Raw genomic sequence first — 17976 nt, 5'->3', positions numbered from 1 at the left:
CAGGATTTACCTATCGCGCCGGCCTGAAGCCGGCGTCATGAGCGAAATCCTAGAGATTCGGGCCGGACTGGGCGAGTGCTGATTCGATAATGGGGTATAGCTTCAGGTTAATCGCGCCGGAGCAAGATCTCGGCGAACTTCTCGGCGTGACTCTTTCCGGTATCGAAGGCCGAACGCACGATGCTGGGGTACAGCGGAATGTCCTCGGCAAGCGGCAGGACCTGAATGTCGGGCCACGCCATGCCCTCCGCCGTGAACTGGTCGACCATGGCCACGCCGGCCCCAGCCCGGACCAGGCTGCAGGCCATGTCGGTCTGGTGGATATAGATGCTGGCCTGCAAGGAAATGCCGGCGTTGTGGAAGGCCGCCGAGACCAGTTGGCCGAACGGAATGCTGGGGTGATGCGCTATCAGCGGATAGCGCGCCAGGTCGGCGATGCTCACGCGTTCGTGCTGCGCCAGCACATGTCCTTGCGGCACGACGCAAACCATGCGCCCCTCCATGAACGGCGTCGCGCGCAGGTTGGCATGTTCGACAGGCAGCACGGAAATGGCCAGGTCGACCTTGTTGCTCAGCAGATCCTGCGCCATGTGATTCAGGAGTGTCAGGTGGAAGTTGACCTGGATATTTGGATACTGCTGGGCAAAACGGGTGATCGCCATGGCCACCATGCCGCGGCTTAGCGCCGGGCTGCAGGCCAGGTTCAGCACCCCGGACGGACCGCTTATCAGGCCGCGCGCAAAGTCATCCACGCGCAGCGCCTGCTGATAGCACTGGTCAACCTCCCTGAACAGGGCCTCGGCCTCGACGGAGGGAATGAGCTTTCCCTTTACCCGGTTAAACAGCGTCAATCCCAGCGTCAGCTCGGTGTGCGCAACGATGCGGCTGAGCGCGGGCTGCGACGTGAACAATAGCTGGGATGCCCCCTTGATCGAGCCCGTCAGCATGACTGCCCTGAATACTTCCATTTGGCGCAGGCTAAAGCGCATGTGGGTGTCTCCCCTGGTGACTGCCTGGATTCTTATTGGTTTATGCCGCGCTGCGGCGACCTGGGGATTATTGCAAGCCTCCCTCGTTATGCAAGCGCCGTGACCGGCTGCGTTTCGGGACGCACGCCTGCAAAGCGCAGCCGTTGCGGAACAAGCACACGTGGCCAATCTCTCTGCGGTCGCGGTGAGTTCCAGGCGATTATTCCGTTTGGAACATGTGGGTCGGGGAGTTTGCCGAGCAGGTCGGTCGGAGGGCGGGGCGAGGTCATGGACCTTGCCCCGTAAAGCAGGGTTGAGTTTACGTCAACGGAAAACAGGGTGTCACGGCCGTGACGCATTGACCAGCACCGGCTTGTCCCGATACCGCTCCGGAAAGGTCTTCGCCAGATTCTCGATCTTGGGGATGTCGTTGATCACGATGTACATGCTGTTCGGGTGGCGCACGAGGTAGTCCTGGTGGTAGTCCTCGGCGGGATAGAAGGCCTGCAGCGGCTCTATCCGGGTGGCCAGCGCCTTCGGGTAGACGCCGGCCTGGTTCAGCTGGGCGATGTAGGCTTCGGCCACCTTGCGCTGGCTGTCGTTGGCGGGGAACACGGCGGAGCGGTATTGCGTACCGTGGTCGGGGCCCTGGCGATTGAGCTGGGTGGGGTCATGGGCCACCGAGAAGTAGATCTGCAGCAGCTGGCCATAGCTGACCTGCCTGGGGTCGTAGGTGATCTCCACGGCTTCGGCGTGGCCGCTGCGTCCGCCGCTCACGGCGTCGTAGTTGGCGGTGGCGGCTTGGCCGCCGGCATAGCCGGAAACCGCGCCGCTCACGCCCTTGACGTGCTGGAACACGGCCTGGACGCCCCAGAAGCAGCCGCCGGCGATGACGGCTTTTTCCTGCGCGGCGGCATTCTTGGCCTGGTCGGCGGCGGGAGGCGGGATGATGAAGGCGCGCTCGGCGGCGGGCGCCGCGGCCGCGCCCAGCAGGCCGCCGGCAGCGGCAAGCGCGGCGCAGAGCCTGCGGATAGGTAGAGGCTTGGACATGGTGTCGGATCCTGGGTGAGGCGTCCGCGGCTCAGGCCTGCGGCGCGAATGTCATGGCCACGCCGTTCATGCAATAGCGCAGTCCGGTGGGGCGGGGGCCGTCGTCGAAGACATGGCCCAGATGGCCGCCGCAGTTGGCGCAATGCACTGCCGTGCGGGTCATGCCGAAGCTGCGGTCGCGGGTTTCGCCCACGGCGCCGGGCAGGGGTTGCCAGAAGCTGGGCCAGCCGGTGCCGCTGTCGAACTTGGTGGATGAGGAAAAGAGGGGGTGGGCGCAGCCCGCGCAGGCGAAGACGCCTTTGCGGTGTTCGTCGTTGAGCGGGCTGGTGTAGGGCCGTTCCGTGCCTTCGCGGCGCAGCACCTGGTACTGCTCGCGCGTCAGCCGTGCGCGCCATTGCGCGTCGGTCAAGGCAAAGGGAAAGGACGCGGCCGCGGCGGCGGGGCCGCTGCGGGCGGCCAGCAGCGGGACCAGGCCGGCCGCCATGGCTGCGGCGCCGCCCAGGCCCAGGAAGTGTCTGCGATTGAGTGTCATGGCGTGCTCCGTTGAAAGCAAGGACGGCGGGGAGGGCCGGCGGGGAGCCGGCTGGCGCCCGGGCCTACTTTTTCATCGCGTCCTTGCCCATGGCGTCCTTGCCCATGGAATCCTTGGACATGGAGTCCTTCGACATCGAATCCTTCGACATCGAATCCTTCGACATCGAACCCTTGGACATGCCTTCTCTGGACATCGAGTCCTTCTTCATTCCGTCATGCGACATGCCTTCCTTGGACATGGAGTCTTTCTTCATCCCGCCCTGGGCCGGGGCGTCCTTCGACATGCCGCTCTTGGACATGCCGTCCTTGCCCATGTTGTCGGCGGCGTGGACGGCCGTGGCGCCAAAGGCCAGGCACAGGGACAATGCGGCGGTGGTGAGTGCTTTCATGATGATTTCCTTGGATGGAGAGGGGCAAGAGGGGTTTCACCTAGCTTCCGCCGAACCAGTTGTAGCCCTGGTCCTCCCAGTAACCGCCCGGGTAGGTGTTGGTGACGAAAATCGCCTGGATGTGCTTGGGGTTCTTGTAGCCAAGCTTGGTGGGCATGCGCAGCTTCATGGGAAAGCCGTATTCGGGGGGCAGGGTCTGGCCGTCGTAGGTCAGCGCCAGGATGGTCTGCGGGTGCAGCGCCGTGGGCATGTCGATGCTGGTGTAGTAGTCGTCCGCGCACTTGAAGCCCACGTACTTGGCGCCCAGGTCCGCGCCCACGCGCTTGAGAAAGCTTGAGAACGGCACGCCGCCCCATTTGCCGATGGCGCTCCAGCCTTCGACGCAGATGTGCCGCGTCACCTGGTCGGTCTGCGCCATGGCGCGCAGTTCCTCAAGCCGCCAGCGGCGCTTGTCGGCCACCAGGCCGGTCACCTCCAGCCGGAAGGATTCCTCGTCCACGTGGCGAACTTCGTCGATGCCGTAATAGGCGTTGAACGGAAAGGGCCGCGTGATCATGGATTCCGGGTAGGTGGGCGCGAGCTGGTTGGGGTCGAAGATCCAGCCCTGCACGCGGTCGTTGAAGCGCGATACGGCGGACAGCGCCTTTTCCACGTGCTCGTCGTCCGACAGCGAACACCCCGACAGCATGGCCACGCCGCCCAGGGTCAGCGTGCGGCGCAGGAAGGCGCGGCGCGAGGGTTGCTCCACGCGCTTGTCCAGCAGCTTCCTGGCTTCGTTTAGGATGGCCGGCCCGTCCAGGCCCAGCAGCGAGAGGCGTCGTTTTTCGCTCACGGAATGCTCCTTATTTGCCGCGGATCATGGCGATCAGGCTGCGGGGCGCCAACGCCACCATCGCCAGGTGCACGGCCACGAAGGCCGTGAGCAGCGCCATGGCAAAGAAGTGGACCCGGCGCGCCAGTTCATACCCGCCCATCAGCTCACGCAGCAGGTCGAATTGCACCGGCTTCCACAGCACCAGCCCGGACAGGATCAGCACGGCGACGTCGGCCATGACAAACAGATAGGCCAGCCGCTGCACCTGGTTGTAGCGGCGCGGATCGGCATGGGACAGCTTGCCGCGCAGCGCCGCGGCCAGGTCGCGGGCGACGCCGCGCGGGGTGACGGGCAGGAACTTGCGCCAGAGGCGGCCGGTGGCTATGTTCAGCGCCAGGTACAGAATGCCGTTCGCAAACAGCAGCCACATGCCGGCAAAGTGCCATTGCAGGGCGCCGCCCAGCCATCCGCCCAGCGTGATGCCGTTGGGAAAGGCGAAGTCGAACAAGGGCGAGGCGTTGTAGATGCGCCAGCCGCTCATCGTCATGACGACGACGGCCAGCGCGTTGATCCAGTGCGTCGCCCGCAGCCAGCCGGGGTGGATGGCGCCTTCGGGCAGGGCGGATGGCGTATCGTGCATGAGGGGGCGGGCCAACATGGGCGTCTCCGGGGCTTGCTGTCGTTGGAGCCATTCTTCCCCGGGGCCGATACCGAAGTCCTCACGCAAAGTTAAATTAAATGTGATCTTTCGCCTGCCCGGATTGGCGACAATAGCCCCATCGATTCCTCCAGAGCGCCCCATGGATACGCCCCGACGCGTACTGATAGTTGAAGACGACGCCCACATCGCCGAGCTGCTGCGCCTGCATCTGCGGGACGAGGGCTATGCGGTCGAGCACGCGGCCGACGGCAACGAGGGCATGCGCCGCCTGGAAGAGGGCGGCTGGGACGCCCTGGTGCTGGATCTGATGCTGCCCGGCATCGACGGCCTGGAAATCTGCAAGCGGGCCCGCGCCATGGCGCGCTACACCCCCATCATCATCACCAGCGCCCGTTCCAGCGAGGTGCATCGCATCCTGGGCCTGGAGCTGGGCGCGGACGATTACCTGGCCAAGCCGTTTTCCATGCTGGAGCTGGTGGCGCGGGTGCGCGCGCTCCTGCGCCGCAGCGACGCCATCGAGCGCAATGCGCGCATCGACGCCGGCAGCCTGGCCCTGCACGGCGTGTCCATCGACCCGATCGCGCGCACGGTCGATGTCGATGCGCGCCGCCTGGACCTGACCCCGCGGGAATTCGACCTGCTGCATTTCTTTGCGCGCCACCCGGACAAGGTCTTTTCGCGCATGGACTTGCTGAACCACGTGTGGGGCTACCAGCACGAAGGCTACGAGCACACCGTCAATACGCACATCAACCGGCTGCGCACCAAGATCGAGGCCGACCCGTCCAACCCGCAGCGCATCCTGACTGTCTGGGGCCGGGGCTACAAGTTCGCGGCGGGACCGGGCGGCGCGGGAGGCCCGACATGAAACGCTTTACCCTGACCCAGCGACTGTCCGGCGTGTTCGCGCTGCTGCTGCTGGCCTGCTGCGGGGCCTCGGCCTGGCTGCAGGTCGCCGCCAACTCGCGCTACGAACAGGAGGTGGTGCAGCGCCTGTCCAGCGGGCTGGCGCAACACATCGCCGGCGCCACGGAACTGATGGACGCCGACGGCTGGAAGCCCGGCGCGGTGCGTTCGATGTTCGACATGCTGATGACGGTGAACCCGGCGGTCGAGGTCTACCTGTTGTCCAACGATGGCCGCATCGTGGGCGACGCCGCGCCGCCGGGCCAGATCAAGCGCGACCGCGTGGATCTGGCGCCCGTGCAGCGCCTGCTGGCGGGCGGGATGCTGCCTATCGCGGGCGACGATCCGCGCAGCCTGGGGGCGAAGAAAGTGTTCAGCGCCGCGCCCGTGCGCGTGGACGGGCAGGACAAGGGCTATGTCTACGTGGTGCTGCAGGGCCAGGCGCACGATGCGCTGGCCATGTCCGTGTCGCGCAGTTCGGTGCTGCGGACCACACTGTGGTCGATCGCGCTGGTGGCGCTGCTGGGGCTGGCGGCGGGCCTGGCCGCCTTCGCCCTGATCACCCGTCCGCTGCGCGGGCTGACGCGGGCGGTGCGCGCCTTCGACGGCGACGACGGCCGGGCGCTGGCCGCGCTGGAGCAGCCGGGCGACGTGCCGGACCGCAGCGGCGATGAAATCGTGGTGCTGCGGCGCACGTTCGCGCAGATGGGCCGGCGGATTTCGGACCAGTGGCGCGAGCTGACGCGGCAGGACCAGCAGCGGCGCGACCTGGTCGCCAATATCTCGCACGACCTGCGCACTCCGCTGACCTCGCTGCACGGCTACCTGGAAACGCTGCGGCTCAAGGACGAGACCCTGGACGCAGGCGAGCGCCGCCGCTACCTGGACATCGCCCTGGCGCAAAGCCGCAAGGTGGGCCGGCTGGCGCAGGAGCTCTTCGAGCTGGCGCGGCTGGAGTCCGGCCTGGTGCGGCTGGAGCCCGAGACCTTCTCCCTGCCCGAACTGGTGCAGGACGTGATCCAGAAATTCGAGCTGGCCGCCGAGGCGCGCCAGCAGCGGCTGACCACGGACATTCCGCAGGCGCTGCCGCCGGTGCGCGCGGACCTGGGGCTGATCGAACGGGTGCTGACGAACCTGCTGGACAATGCCATTCGTCACAGCCCGCCGGGCGGTCGGATCGAGCTTCAGCTGGGTTTGGACCGCAACCGGGTGCGGGTGCAGGTCAGCGATTCCGGCGCGGGCATTCCTCTGGAGCTGCGCGCGGGGCTGTTTACGCGGGCTTCCGCGCTGAATCGCGGCCCCGGCGACGGCGGGGGCCTGGGGCTGGTGATCGTGCAGCGCATCTTGCAGCTGCACCAGAGCGAGATCCGGCTGGTGGAGCGCGCCGGCCCCGGCGCGGTGTTCCAGTTCGACCTGGCGACGGGGCCCTAGCCGGCGTCCGGCACGCGGCGCACCGTGCCCCGCGTGGCGTCCACATCCAGCATGTCGCCGGTGGCGACGCCTTGCAGGATGCCTTGCACGTTGACCACGGCGGGTATGCCGAATTCCCGCGCCACGATGGCGGCATGCGACAGGTAGCCGCCGGCCTCCATCACCAGGGCTTGCGCGCGCAGGAACAGCGGCGTCCAGGCGGGGTCGGAGGAGGCAGCGACGAGGATGCCGCCGGCCGGCATGGCCAGGCCCTCGTCCGGCGTGCGGGCGACAAACGCGCGTCCCCGCGCATGGCCGCCCGCCACCGGCGTGCCGCGCCATGTGTCGGGGGAATCGCTGGCTGCCCGCGCGCCAGATTCGGGGACCGTGGCGCCTTCCTTCGCGTACTCGGTGATGACGTCCAGGTCCGGCAAGGCGGCCCAGGCCTCCAGCTGCGCCCGTCTTGCGGCGGCGCGGCGGCCCAGGGCCGCCGCCGCCGTCCGGCCTTCGGCAAGCGCGAAGATCTCGGCGGCGTTCAGATGGAAGATGTCGCCGGCGGCCGCCAGTCCGTCCGGGCCGGCCATGCGCCTGCCCAGTTCCAGCGCGCTCTTGCGCGCGACGGCCAGGTAGGCCACCAGCACGCTGCGGGCGGCTTCGCGCTGATTGCCTTCGATACGGGACGCGGCCAGCAGCTTGGCGGCAAGCGTCCGCTGCCAGAAGGGCAAAGCCTTGCGCACGCGCTGCCATGCCTGGCGGGCCGCCGCGTCCTGGCGGGCGCGCAGCGCGGCGGGATCGGCGCCGATCAGGTTCAGCACGCTGTCCAGCAGGTAGCCGGGCGCTTCGCGCCAGCGCGGGTTGCGCAGATAGGTTTCGTAGACGGCGCGGTGGCCGTAGCGATGCAGGAAGGCGGCGAAGGCCTGTTTGAAGGCGCTGCCGTCGGGCAGCGCGGCGGCCCAGGCGGCGCTGTCGCGGTCCGGCGCGCGCAGCCAGGCCAGGGCCTGCGCATCCTGCGCGGCCAGCCCCGCCAGCTCCATCAGCGCATAGCCTTGCGCGGCGGTCACGCTGGGTTCGCCGCCCGCCATCAGCGCGGCGGTCAGCGCGTGGCCCTCGCCGGGGACGGCCTTTTCCACCAGTTCCAGCAGCTTGGAGAGCGCGCCGCCGCCTGATCCCTGCAGAAAGAACAGTTCGTCCGCGGCCAGCACAGTCTGGAATTGCTCGCGCAGCCGGGCGCCCAGCCCCGCCTTGGAATCGGGCAGGGGCGCGTCCAGCCAGTCCTGCGCGCGGGCGTGCAGCACGGGCAGATCGGCGGCGGTCTGCCGCCGCAAGGGCGCGGCCCGGCGCAGATAGCGCAGGATGCGCGCGCCATGCCGCAGGCGCTGCGCGACCGTCAGCGGCGGCACCTCGATCTCGGGCTGGGGGCCGCCCAGCAGGGCATTCATGTCGCGAGGCTTGACGCCCAGCGCGTCGTAGCCCACCCACTGGATGACCGAGGCGTCCAGATAGGCGCGGCCCTGGAACAGCGCCGCCAGCCTCACGCCGGGCAGGGCGACGTAGCCGCTGAGTTCAAAGCCGCAGGTCAGCATGCGCTGGGCCATCACGCGGCCCGCGTCCCATTCCAGCGCCGACATGGGCTGCGGCAAGACCTCGCGGGTGTTGCCGCGCGACCAGTACGCGGGCTGCTCCCGCAGCGCGGGATAGGTGTGGCGCGCGGCCGCCGTGATGGGGCGGGCCTGCACGATCCAGAACCGTTGTCCGTCCCAGACCCATTCGATGTCGTAGCCGCCGCCGGCATAGTCCAGGGCGCGGGCGGCGTCGCGCACGGTATCGCCCAGCGCCTCCGCCTGCGCATCGGTCAGCACGGCCTGCGCGGCGCGCGCGGCGGCAGTGTCGGCGAGCGTCGTGCCCGGACCGCCGGCCGCGGGCCAGGTCGCATGGCGCTTGGCGCCGATGCGGCGCGCCGCAAGCGGCCAGGCCTGGCGCAGATAGTCTTCGCGCAGGCGGTATTCGTCGCCCTCTGCCTGCCCGTTCACCAGCGATTCGCCCAGGCCCCAGTTGGCGTGGATGAGCATCTCGTCGTGGCGTCCGGTGGCGGGGTCCAGGGTGAAGGCGATGCCGGAGGCCGCCGCGTCGACCATGGGCATCACCACCACGGCCATGCCGGACGCCGACGGGTCCTGCGCCAGGCCCAGCCGCTGCCGGTAGGCATGGGCGTGGGGCGTCCACAGGGAATCCCAGATGCGCCGCAAGGCCTGCAGGGCTTCGGCTGAACCGCGCAGGTTCAGGCAGGACAGGTGGATGCCGGCGAACGAGGCGCCGGCGGAGTCTTCCAACGGCGCCGATGAGCGCAGCGCCAGCGGACGCTCCAGCCACCCGCGCGCGCGCAGCGCCTCATGCAAGGCTTGGGCCACGGCCGGCGGCACATCCTGGCCGGGCCGGTATTCCCAACTGGCCTGCGCCGCAAGCACAAAGCCGTCGGGCACGGGCACGCCGAATTGCGCCATGCGTCCCAGTTGCCAGCCCTTGCCGCCGGCCGCCAGGGGACCGGCCTGGGCCGCGGCCGCCCAGTCCAGCACCAGGGCAGTCATGCCGAGCTCCCCGAGGCGGCGCCCTGCACGAAAAGGCTGACCGCGGCGTCGAATTCCGACTTGAGGCTGGCGCCGGGCAGGTCCAGCCAGCGGAGCATGGCGCCCAGGTAGAGAAACTGCATGTGATGGGCCAGCAGGTCGGCGGCCAGGTCGGCGCGCACCTGGCCCGCCGCCTGCGCGTCCTGGATCAGCGTGGCGAAGACGGTTTGCAGGCCGCTGCGCGGGTAGCGCTCGCTGTCGCGTCCGCCGGGCTGCAGGGTAGCCAGCCGATAGCGCAGGTAGGGGCCGAGATAGGCGCGATGCGATTCGGACCAATGCGCCGAGGCATGCAGCATCCGTGTCAGCCGCAAGGCGAGGGTGGGCAAGGCTTGCAGCGCCGGCCACAGCTCGGCGAGCGTGGCGGCCAGTTCGCCGTGGAAGCGATGGGCCAGCAAAGCCTCTTTGACGGGAAAGTGGTTGTACAGCGTGCCCTTGGAGACATCCGCCTGGGCGGCGATCTGTTCCATGGTGACCGCGTCGTAGCCCAGCGTCTCGAACAGGCGGTAGGCGGTCTGGGCCAGATGGTCCAGCGTCTGCTGGCGCTTGCGTTCGCGGCGGCCGGTGTCCGGCTCGTTGGCGTCGGACAGAAAGGGGTCGATAGAGGACATGGCGGATAAAATAATTGAACGACGAATAATATTGTACGTCGTTCAATTATTTTAGGGAAATCCGCCTCCTCGGCGACTTGCTTATGCGGCGGTGGGCATCTGTCCGTGCAGCAGGTAGTCCATCAGTTCGCGCACCGAGCGCATGGCGCTGCCGAAGGGCAGCTTGGACGCGCCGCGGAAGAACAGGCCGCGGCCGACTTCGCCGCGCATGGCGGCCGCCAGCTTCAGGTCGATGCAGAACTGCCCGAACTTCGCGATGCCGTCGCGCAGGCCGCACTGGCTCAGGCAGTCCATGCGCTGGCTGCAGCGGCGCGGGTCCGAGCGGGTGTTGGCCTGCAGGGCGCCTTCCTGGCGCAGGTAGCGCGTCAGCCACGGCGTGGGCACGGCGCGCGCCGGCAGGCCCGCCACGCTGGTGAATTCCGCCAACTGGTCCGGGTCCGCATCGATCAGCACGCGCTTGAAGTTCTCGTGCGCGTCGCCCTCGTGGGTCACGGCGAAGGCGGTGCCCACTTGCACGCCGTCGGCGCCGTTGGCCAGCCAGTGGCGCACCTGCTCATGGCTGCCGACGCCGCCCGCGACGATCAGGCGCGGGGCGTCGCGGCCCAGCTGCAGCTCGCCGAAGAGGGCATGGCAATCCGCCAGCACGCGCTTGAAGTCGAAGCGCTCGTCGTGCAGGTCGGTCAGCCGCGCCGCGCCCAGATGGCCGCCGGCATAGCCCGGGTGTTCGATGACCACGGCGTCCGCCAGACGGCCTTTTTTCATCCACTTCTTCAGCACCGCGGCCACGCCGCGCGCTTCGGACAGGATCGGCACCAGCGCCACCTTGGGGAAGTCGGCCGTCATCTCCGGCAGGTCCAGCGGCAGGCCCGCGCCCATCACGATCGCTTCCGCGCCGCTTTCGCAGGCCTGGCGCACCAGGGCAGGATGGTCGCGCACGGCCTTCATGACATTGACCGCCACCAGGCCGCGGCCTTGCGCCGTTTGCAGCGCGGCGCGCACTTCGCGGTGCAGCGCCTCGCGGTTGGCGCTGTCGATCATGTCGCGGTCATTGCATTTTTCGGTTTGTTCCACGAGGTCGGCGTGGTGATGGCGCAAATCGACGCTGGCAATGGTGCCCACGGCGTTCTGGCTGGCAACCGCGCCGGCCAGGCGATGAGCGGATACGCCGACGCCCATGCCGCCCTGGACGATGGGCAGCAACTCGCGTCCGGCGAGGGTGAGTGATTTGAACCACGTCATGATATGAGTCTTTCCTCTGGTCAAGAGAACAGAGGCTAGGGCAAGGGGGAAGCCCCCGCCTTGCGCAGGATCAAGCGGGGCGGTAATGGCGGGCATGCTTTTGGCTTTGACATCATGACATCATGATGTCATGATCACGGCATGAATCCGAACCCAGAATACGGCCCTCAATACGCCATGGTGGAAGCAGCCCTGGCCGCTGAAATTTCCGGCGGCATCCTCGCCCCGGGCAGCCAGCTTCCGACGGAAGCCCGCTTGATAGCGCGCTTCAATGTCAGCCGCACGACGGTGCGCAAAGCGATCGAGAACCTGGTGGCCCGCGGCCTGGTGGAGATCCGGCGCGGCAAGGGCACCTTCGTCGCGCAACCGAGGATCACCCAGGAGCTGACCGAGCTGACCGGCTTCGTCGAGGACATGCTCGCGCTCGGACGCACCCCGACCGCCAGGCTGCTGGACAAGCAGATTGTGCCGGCGGACGCGGACGTTGCCCGGCAGCTGGCCGTGCCTGCCGGGACTCTGGTGATGCGGATTCAGCGTGTCCGGCTGGCCGACGGCGTCGCCATCTCCTTCGACGAAACCTATCTGCCGCGCGACATTGGCGAGCAGGTCGTCACCCACGACCTGGACGCCGAGCCGATCTTCTCGCTGCTTGAAGACAAATACGATCTGCCGCTTACCGAGGCGGAGTACCGGCTTGAAGCCATTACGGCTGCGCCCGAGGTCGCGCGCGCGCTCGCCGTCGGGCCAGGCAGCGCGGTCTTCCTGATCGAGCGCACGTCTTACACGACCGGCCAGCGGCCCATCGACTACGAAAAGCTGCACTATCGCGGCGACCTTATCAGCTTCGTCACGCGCCTGGCGCGGCGTCCCCGCGAACGTACCTGACGAAGGGCCACGCAATGGAAATCCTGTGGTTATTCGCGGCCGCTTTCGGGGCAAGCGCCCTGGGCGGCGTGCTGGGCATGGCCAGCGGCATCTTTATCGTGCCCATCCTCACGCTGCTGTTCGGCGTGGACATCCATGTCGCGATCGGCGCGAGTCTCGTGTCGGTGATCGCTTGTTCCTGCGGCAGCGCAGCGCCCTTTCTGAAGGGCCGCTTGACCAATATCCGGCTGGCCATCGTGCTGGAGACCGCCACGACGCTCGGCGCGCTGACGGGCGTGTTCCTGGTCGGCATCGCGTCAACATCGCTCCTGTATGGCCTGTTCGCCGCGATTCTGGCGCTGTCGGCCAGGCAGATGCTTGCACGGCGGCGCGAGGCGATCGACGCAAGCGCCCCGGACGCCAAAGCCTGGGCCACGATGCTCCGCCTGCATTCCAGCTTTCCCGACCACGCGTCGGGACGGGAGGTGCGCTACCAGGTCGGCCGCGTTCCGCTCGGCATGGCGCTGATGTACGGGGCGGGCCTGATCTCCGCTCTGCTGGGAATCGGCTCGGGCGTGCTGAAGATTCCCGCGATGGACACCGCGCTGCGGCTCCCCATCAAGGTTTCGTCCGCCACCTCGAACTTCATGATCGGCGTGACCGCCGCCGCCAGCGCCGGCGCCTACTTCGTGCGCGGCGACATCGACATCGGCATCGCCGGCCCGATCGCACTGGGCTCGGTCGTCGGCGCCCTCGTCGGCGCGCGTCTGCTGATGGGGCTGCCGGCCGACAAGTTGCGCATCTTCTTTGTTATCGTCCTGGCGTTGCTGGCGGCGCAAATGCTGCTGAGCGCCTTCGGAATACATCTGCTGGGGAGGGCGGGATGAAGCCTGGATCGGACAATGTCGACCGGACGGAGCAGGTCATTGCCGGACTGCTCTGGCACGGAACGTGGTTCGCCTGCGCCCTGGTCGCAGCGGGCGTGCTGTTGACGGCCGCCGCGCCGTTTGCGGCGGCGCTTGCACTTCCATGGAGCGGATACGACGTGGTGAAAGCCGGCGTGGCGATGTTCATTCTCTTGCCGGTCGCCCGGGTGGCGCTGATGCTGGCGATTTTTCTGCGCGAGCGCGACTACGTCTACACGGCTATCGCGGGCCTGGTGCTGGCCATCATCGCGGTTGGAGTGGCGATTGAGATCTGAGGCCGCAGGCGCCGCTTTTCCTGGCCGCCCAGCTCGCCTCATTATCGGATTTGTCTTATAGACAAGCCTGGTCTGCGTTGAGCAAGATCCCGGCATCCGTCTGAGGCTCCGGGAGGGACCGTGCCATCGCATGCAAGAGACCTGCGTTTCACCTTCGCGCCCGTGTGCGGCGCGCCATTCGACGTTATCGAGTTCACGCTGGACGAGGCCCTGTCAGAGCCCTACCGGTTGTGCGTGCAGCTCTCCAGTTTTGACGCGGCAGTGGACTTCGGCGCGATTCTGGACCAGCCCGCGCTGTTCACCATTTGGCGCGGCGCGCAGGCCACACGCCATATCCACGGCATCGTCTCCGAGTTCGAGCAGGCCGACACCGGCTTTCAGCGCACGCGCTACCGGGCCGTTGTCGAGCCCTCCCTGGCCCGCGCGGCGCTCTGTTCCGACTGGCGCATTTACCAGCACCTGCCGGCGCCCGAGATCATGGCGGATGTCATCAAGCGCCAGGGCATCTCCGACTACGAGCAAATCACCGCCGCTGAACACCTGCCCCGAGAATATTGCGTGCAGGCCGGCGACACGGACCTGCAGTTCCTTCACCGCCTGGCCGCCGAGGAAGGCTATTTCTACCGCTACGAACACGCCGAGAAGAGCCATCGCCTGATCCACGCAGACAGCATCTACTCCCAGGGTGAAATCGAAGGCGGCCCGGTCGTCTACAACTCCGCCGCCGGCGGCGACCAGCCCGAGCCCGCGCTGCGCCGGTTCGCCTACGCCGAGCGCGTGCGCACCGCGGTGCAGACCCAGCGCGACTATACCTACACGAATCCCCGGTACAACCAGGAACACTCTCCTGTCGCCGCCGACCTGGACCATCAGGCCCCGAGCTACGAACGCTACGACTATCCCGGCCGATACAAGCGCGACGAGGCCGGAGAACCCTATACGCACACCCGGCTGCTGGGCCGGCGCCGCGATGCGCGCGTGGCGTTCGCGGAAGGCGACGACGCGCGCCTGGCCCCGGGCCTCGCCTTCGACCTGACCGGCCATCCGCGTGAAGAATGGAACCAGGGCTGGCGACCGGTGCGCATGCGGCATCACGGCGTGCAGCACGCCAGCCAGGAAGAAGAGGGCGCGGGTTCCGAGCAAGGCACGCAGTACCACTACACGGCCGAACTCGTCCCCGACAAGGTCGACTGGAAGCCCGAACCCTGCCCCAAGCCTCGCATCGACGGCCCGCAGATGGCCACCGTCGTCGGCCCGCCGAACGAGGAGCTGTTTTGCGACTCCTGGGGAAGAGTCAAGGTGCAGTTCCCTTGGGACCGCCTGGGCCGCCACGATGAACACAGCTCGTGCTGGATCCGCGTGTCGCAGAACTGGGCCGGCGCGCTGTGGGGGCACATGGCCGTCCCGCGCATCGGCCAGGAAGTCATCGTCCAGTTCGTGGACGGCGATTGCGACCAGCCTTTGATCGTGGGCCGGACCTATTGCGCAACCAACCTGCCGCCCTATGAATTGCCGCGCCACAACATCCTGAACACCATCAAAAGCAAGGAACACAAGGGCAACCGCGCCAACGAACTTCGCCTGGACGACACCTCCGAGCAGATCAGCGCGGCGCTGATGAGCGATCACGGCGCGACGGCGCTGCACCTGGGGTATCTGACACACCCGCGCCCCTCGGGCGGCGAGCCCAGGGGAGAGGGGTTTGAGCTGCGCACGGATGAGCGCGGGGCATTGCGCGCGGCCAAAGGCCTGCTGCTGACCACCGAGGCGCGGATTCGGGCCCGGGGCGGCCAGTTGGACCGTTCGGAGATCGTCGGCGTGCTGGAAGCAGCGTTGGAACTGGCGCGGAACCTGGGTGAATACGCGGGCGAGCATGAAGGGGTGGCGCACGACGCCGCGCCGCAGCAGTCGTTGGCGGAAGCTGTCCGCGACCTGGGGGGCGGGGCGAACGACGAGGCGGACGGTCCGGGCGATGGCGGCCAATCCGCGATTGCACTCAGCGCGCCCGCGGGCATTGCCGCGGGAACCCCCGCCGGCATCACGCTGACCGCAGGCGCACACATCGACAGCATCGCCCAACAGAACCAGCAGATCAGCGCCGGAGAAAGGGTGGTCGTCAACGCCGGCGGCGATCTGGGCCTGTTCACCCAAGGCGGCGACATGCGCCACATTGCGCATCAAGGGGAGATGCTGCTGCAGGCGCAGCGCAACCACATCCGGGTCCAGGCGGATCAAAGCGTCGAGATCACCGCCAGCAAACAGCATGTGCTGATCGGCGCGGACAAGCACATCACGCTGCTTTGCGCGGGGGCGTACATCAGGATGGCCGGCGGCAACATCGAACTGGGCATGCCCGGAACCTTCACGGTCAAGGCGGCTTCGCATAACTTCTCGGGCCCGACCGGCCGCAGCGCGGCCTTGCCCGCCTTCAAGTCTCCCGAGGCTGCCGCCGGCGATTACGCCGGCCGGTTCCGGCTGCGCAAGACGGACGAACGAGATTTTCAACGCTACCGCTATCGCATCATGGCGGGCGGCACGCTGCTGCTGGAGGGCCTGACCGACCAGAACGGCGAAACGGAGTTCATCGACACGCCGCGAGCACGCAGCGTGCAAACCTACAAGACCATCATGCGCGATGACCAGAGAATCCCCGATGATCCCGACGCGCTGGTTGGCGAGCTGGACGTCGCCAATCCCCACTTTCCGGAACCGGGCCTGCGGGACGAGGAGTTCCTCGATCAACATGGGGAAGGGGACGCGCCATGGTAGCGCCTGCTGCCGCGGCCCTGATCTGGGGATATCGCGCCTATCGCGCTTACGCCGCCTACGAAACCGCGCAAACGGCGGTCGAGGCGGCGGAAACGCTGGCTCAGATCAATCAGCGCAAGAAGGAGGCTGAGATTGTCCTGAAAGAAGTGGTCAAGGGCATGAAGGAAGAGATCGAAAAAAAGAGTTCGACGTTCGTGCGGACGGGCGGCAACTCCACGGTATCGCGAGGCCGCAACGAAAACATGACTTACCACCACTACATCGAGCGCAAGATACCGTTCCGGCCCGTCATCAGCACGGTGTGCCAATGGGCGCTGAAGTCGCCGATCACCGTGCCGCGGCGGATACGCAAGAAGATTCCCGGCGAGGTCATCGAAACCACGATTGACATCGCACTGAAGCAGACGACGGCATCATTGGTGTTTGAAGCGGTGGACGACCTGCTGGGATGGCAAAGCCCGCTTAAGGCTGAGCCGAATTACAGCGGAACAACATACGCTGCGATGCTGGGAGATCCGCCGACTCGTCCGAGGCGGGTCAGCGAATACTTCCCCTTCTGGCCGCGCCCGCGAGGAAGCCTGGCGCCGGATCTGGTGATCGTGGAGTATCGCCAGCAGCCGTTCGAAGTGGGGAATGTCTTTGCGGCGGTGGAGATCAAGTTTCCGAATGATTGGGTGAGGGACATGCAAATGAACGACTACGTTTTTCTCATGAACGGAGACAAGAATAAAGTGGCTCTTATCCGAATACCGGAGGACTGTACAGGTTACAAATCTGGCGCCGACGGTCAAAACAAAGGTCAGCCTGGGAGGCGCCGATGAGCACTGTCAATCCGCTGCTCGATCAAGATATGGTCGCCATGATGATCTCGGAATTGAAGGAATGGCCGAACTACGTGGTCAATCATGGCGATTTTGAAATGTCGGTGACGCCGTTCATCACGTTCTATTTCACCTATGATCCCGCCCATTACCTTCACACCACACTCTCCATGGTCGACGTCCATGAAGCTTTCGAAAGGTTTCTCGGAAATCCTTACACTATTGCGACACATCCCGACTCCGAGCGACCTCATCCCTATGGCTCAAAACGACTGGGGGACCTGCGCGAATGGGCAAAAAAAACGCCCCTGGACAAGGCCTTCTACGTAAAGTTCACCGACGAGAAGAACCACAACAGTTCTCCCGCGACTGCCGCCTATTTGTGGCGACAGTCGTATCGGGGCAACGATGGGGCGGGGTATTCGTCCATACAGCTCTACTTTCGATGGCAATGGTGGCTGGACAACAAGGACGCCTGGCGGCGATTGGTTCTCGACACCATCGGCCGCCTGAAGCCCGCGCAGGTATACAGTGGCTTCGCCATGGCAAACCCTTTGGCATTTGGCATGCGTTCGGAAGTTGCAGTCTGGGACCGCGCGCTGACGCCGCATTTCTATGGCCTGGACACCGACTATCCGTTCGGCATGACCTATACGCCCGACCTTCCTTCCGGCATCCGGCCGCCCACCTGGGGATTCTTCCTCTCCGACACCTGGCGCGAAAAGCTCTCCATCACCCGCGAGGACGTCGCCACTCGCCTCAACGACCCGCGAATCCGCATCGATACGCTCAGCTGCGGGCAATGGATCGAACTCGGCCCGCAACCCGAGCTCTATCCCGTCGAAAACGGCTTGCCTGAACTGCCCGTCCTGCTCAACCGCTTGCTCAGGCGCATACGCCACCCGCAGCTGGACCTGATCGGTTTCGGCGAATGGGACGGCGATCCGAATGAGCGTTTCAACCGCCGCGACACCCAGCGCTGGCTGGCCCGCTTCGACGACGACAGCGACTGGCCCACGCCCGAGAGCCGCGGCCTGGCGCCAGGCCCGGTTCCCGTGGAGCCCACGCCCACGCACGTCGTCGTGGGCGAGCTGATTCCTTCCGAAGGCTGGTGGTAC

General features: G+C 66.8%; 17 protein-coding genes. 8 read left to right on the top strand and 9 right to left on the bottom strand.

What is annotated here, in order from left to right; translation table 11 throughout:
- Positions 1-107 precede the first annotated feature (107 nt).
- The 6 genes from ACFWP0_RS24445 to ACFWP0_RS24420 all read right to left on the bottom strand — a co-directional run bounded on the left by ACFWP0_RS24445 (position 108) and on the right by ACFWP0_RS24420 (position 4413).
- Positions 108-989 carry a LysR family transcriptional regulator gene (locus ACFWP0_RS24445; RefSeq protein WP_377846511.1) on the bottom strand — a complete coding sequence of 294 codons (882 nt, stop codon included), beginning with the start codon at positions 987-989 and terminating at the stop codon, positions 108-110.
- A 321-nt stretch (positions 990-1310) separates the two neighbouring features.
- Positions 1311-2018 (bottom strand): peptide-methionine (S)-S-oxide reductase MsrA, encoded by a 708-nt coding sequence (gene msrA / locus ACFWP0_RS24440; RefSeq protein ID WP_377846509.1) that lies wholly within the window; start codon positions 2016-2018, stop codon positions 1311-1313.
- A gap of 31 nt (positions 2019-2049) precedes the next feature.
- Positions 2050-2550: a peptide-methionine (R)-S-oxide reductase MsrB gene (msrB, locus tag ACFWP0_RS24435; RefSeq protein WP_377846507.1), complete on the bottom strand. Its 501-nt coding sequence runs from the start codon at positions 2548-2550 to the stop codon at positions 2050-2052.
- Between the two features lie 64 nt (positions 2551-2614).
- Positions 2615-2941, bottom strand: coding sequence for a pentapeptide MXKDX repeat protein (locus tag ACFWP0_RS24430; protein WP_377846505.1), 327 nt, complete (start codon positions 2939-2941; stop codon positions 2615-2617).
- A gap of 40 nt (positions 2942-2981) precedes the next feature.
- On the bottom strand, positions 2982-3773 hold the full coding sequence (locus tag ACFWP0_RS24425; protein WP_377846503.1) for a molybdopterin-binding protein: 792 nt from the start codon (positions 3771-3773) through the stop codon (positions 2982-2984).
- A 10-nt stretch (positions 3774-3783) separates the two neighbouring features.
- Positions 3784-4413, bottom strand: a complete 630-nt coding sequence (locus tag ACFWP0_RS24420; RefSeq protein WP_377846501.1) for a cytochrome b/b6 domain-containing protein — start codon at positions 4411-4413, stop codon at positions 3784-3786.
- A gap of 142 nt (positions 4414-4555) precedes the next feature.
- Between ACFWP0_RS24420 and ACFWP0_RS24415 the strand changes: the two genes are divergently transcribed.
- Positions 4556-5284 (top strand): response regulator transcription factor, encoded by a 729-nt coding sequence (locus ACFWP0_RS24415; RefSeq protein ID WP_377846499.1) that lies wholly within the window; start codon positions 4556-4558, stop codon positions 5282-5284.
- A complete protein-coding gene (locus ACFWP0_RS24410; protein ID WP_377846497.1) occupies positions 5281-6753 on the top strand; it encodes an ATP-binding protein in 1473 nt (490 codons plus the stop codon). The genes ACFWP0_RS24415 and ACFWP0_RS24410 overlap by 4 nt, the downstream gene beginning before the upstream one ends.
- Here ACFWP0_RS24410 and ACFWP0_RS24405 read toward each other — a convergent pair.
- The 3 genes from ACFWP0_RS24405 to ACFWP0_RS24395 all read right to left on the bottom strand — a co-directional run bounded on the left by ACFWP0_RS24405 (position 6750) and on the right by ACFWP0_RS24395 (position 11203).
- A complete protein-coding gene (locus tag ACFWP0_RS24405) occupies positions 6750-9317 on the bottom strand; it encodes a PEP/pyruvate-binding domain-containing protein (RefSeq protein WP_377846496.1) in 2568 nt (855 codons plus the stop codon). The genes ACFWP0_RS24410 and ACFWP0_RS24405 overlap by 4 nt on opposite strands.
- Positions 9314-9964, bottom strand: a complete 651-nt coding sequence (locus ACFWP0_RS24400) for a TetR/AcrR family transcriptional regulator (protein WP_377846494.1) — start codon at positions 9962-9964, stop codon at positions 9314-9316. Before ACFWP0_RS24400 ends, ACFWP0_RS24405 begins: the two co-directional genes overlap by 4 nt.
- A gap of 81 nt (positions 9965-10045) precedes the next feature.
- Entirely contained in the window at positions 10046-11203 is a 1158-nt protein-coding gene (locus ACFWP0_RS24395; RefSeq protein WP_377846492.1) for an NAD(P)H-dependent flavin oxidoreductase, read from the bottom strand.
- Positions 11204-11344: 141 nt separating this feature from the next.
- Here ACFWP0_RS24395 and ACFWP0_RS24390 point away from each other — a divergent pair, with 141 nt between their 5' ends.
- From ACFWP0_RS24390 to ACFWP0_RS24365, 6 genes are all read left to right on the top strand, one after another.
- Positions 11345-12088: a GntR family transcriptional regulator gene (locus tag ACFWP0_RS24390; RefSeq protein ID WP_377846490.1), complete on the top strand. Its 744-nt coding sequence runs from the start codon at positions 11345-11347 to the stop codon at positions 12086-12088.
- A gap of 14 nt (positions 12089-12102) precedes the next feature.
- Positions 12103-12954, top strand: a complete 852-nt coding sequence (locus ACFWP0_RS24385; RefSeq protein ID WP_377846488.1) for a sulfite exporter TauE/SafE family protein — start codon at positions 12103-12105, stop codon at positions 12952-12954.
- A complete protein-coding gene (locus ACFWP0_RS24380; protein ID WP_377846486.1) occupies positions 12951-13268 on the top strand; it encodes a DUF1634 domain-containing protein in 318 nt (105 codons plus the stop codon). The genes ACFWP0_RS24385 and ACFWP0_RS24380 overlap by 4 nt, the downstream gene beginning before the upstream one ends.
- Positions 13269-13388: 120 nt before the next feature.
- Positions 13389-16037 (top strand): type VI secretion system Vgr family protein, encoded by a 2649-nt coding sequence (locus ACFWP0_RS24375; protein ID WP_377846484.1) that lies wholly within the window; start codon positions 13389-13391, stop codon positions 16035-16037.
- Entirely contained in the window at positions 16031-16858 is an 828-nt protein-coding gene (locus ACFWP0_RS24370) for a VRR-NUC domain-containing protein (RefSeq protein ID WP_377846482.1), read from the top strand. Before ACFWP0_RS24375 ends, ACFWP0_RS24370 begins: the two co-directional genes overlap by 7 nt.
- Positions 16855-17976, top strand: a 1122-nt coding sequence (locus ACFWP0_RS24365; protein WP_377846480.1) for a type VI immunity family protein, incomplete at its 3' end; no start/stop codon positions are given. The genes ACFWP0_RS24370 and ACFWP0_RS24365, both read left to right, overlap by 4 nt.

The sequence above is a fragment of the Achromobacter sp. NPDC058515 genome (genome assembly GCF_042721735.1).
In the GTDB taxonomy this organism is placed as follows: domain Bacteria; phylum Pseudomonadota; class Gammaproteobacteria; order Burkholderiales; family Burkholderiaceae_B; genus Achromobacter.
Note: the sequence above shows the minus strand (reverse complement) of the source record. Positions and strands in the feature narration are given on the sequence as shown.

Bases quoted from the DNA above. Each gene is read 5' to 3' on its own strand.
- ACFWP0_RS24430 (WP_377846505.1), bottom strand. From the start codon at position 2,941: ATGAAAGCACTCACCACCGCCGCATTGTCCCTGTGCCTGGCCTTTGGC.
- ACFWP0_RS24405 (WP_377846496.1), bottom strand. From the start codon at position 9,317: ATGACTGCCCTGGTGCTGGACTGGGCGGCCGCGGCCCAGGCCGGTCCC.
- ACFWP0_RS24415 (WP_377846499.1), top strand. From the start codon at position 4,556: ATGGATACGCCCCGACGCGTACTGATAGTTGAAGACGACGCCCACATC.
- ACFWP0_RS24410 (WP_377846497.1), top strand. From the start codon at position 5,281: ATGAAACGCTTTACCCTGACCCAGCGACTGTCCGGCGTGTTCGCGCTG.
- ACFWP0_RS24390 (WP_377846490.1), top strand. From the start codon at position 11,345: ATGAATCCGAACCCAGAATACGGCCCTCAATACGCCATGGTGGAAGCA.
- ACFWP0_RS24445 (WP_377846511.1), bottom strand. From the start codon at position 989: ATGCGCTTTAGCCTGCGCCAAATGGAAGTATTCAGGGCAGTCATGCTG.
- msrB (WP_377846507.1), bottom strand. From the start codon at position 2,550: ATGACACTCAATCGCAGACACTTCCTGGGCCTGGGCGGCGCCGCAGCC.
- ACFWP0_RS24380 (WP_377846486.1), top strand. From the start codon at position 12,951: ATGAAGCCTGGATCGGACAATGTCGACCGGACGGAGCAGGTCATTGCC.
- ACFWP0_RS24420 (WP_377846501.1), bottom strand. From the start codon at position 4,413: ATGTTGGCCCGCCCCCTCATGCACGATACGCCATCCGCCCTGCCCGAA.
- ACFWP0_RS24395 (WP_377846492.1), bottom strand. From the start codon at position 11,203: ATGACGTGGTTCAAATCACTCACCCTCGCCGGACGCGAGTTGCTGCCC.
- msrA (WP_377846509.1), bottom strand. From the start codon at position 2,018: ATGTCCAAGCCTCTACCTATCCGCAGGCTCTGCGCCGCGCTTGCCGCT.
- ACFWP0_RS24370 (WP_377846482.1), top strand. From the start codon at position 16,031: ATGGTAGCGCCTGCTGCCGCGGCCCTGATCTGGGGATATCGCGCCTAT.
- ACFWP0_RS24385 (WP_377846488.1), top strand. From the start codon at position 12,103: ATGGAAATCCTGTGGTTATTCGCGGCCGCTTTCGGGGCAAGCGCCCTG.
- ACFWP0_RS24400 (WP_377846494.1), bottom strand. From the start codon at position 9,964: ATGTCCTCTATCGACCCCTTTCTGTCCGACGCCAACGAGCCGGACACC.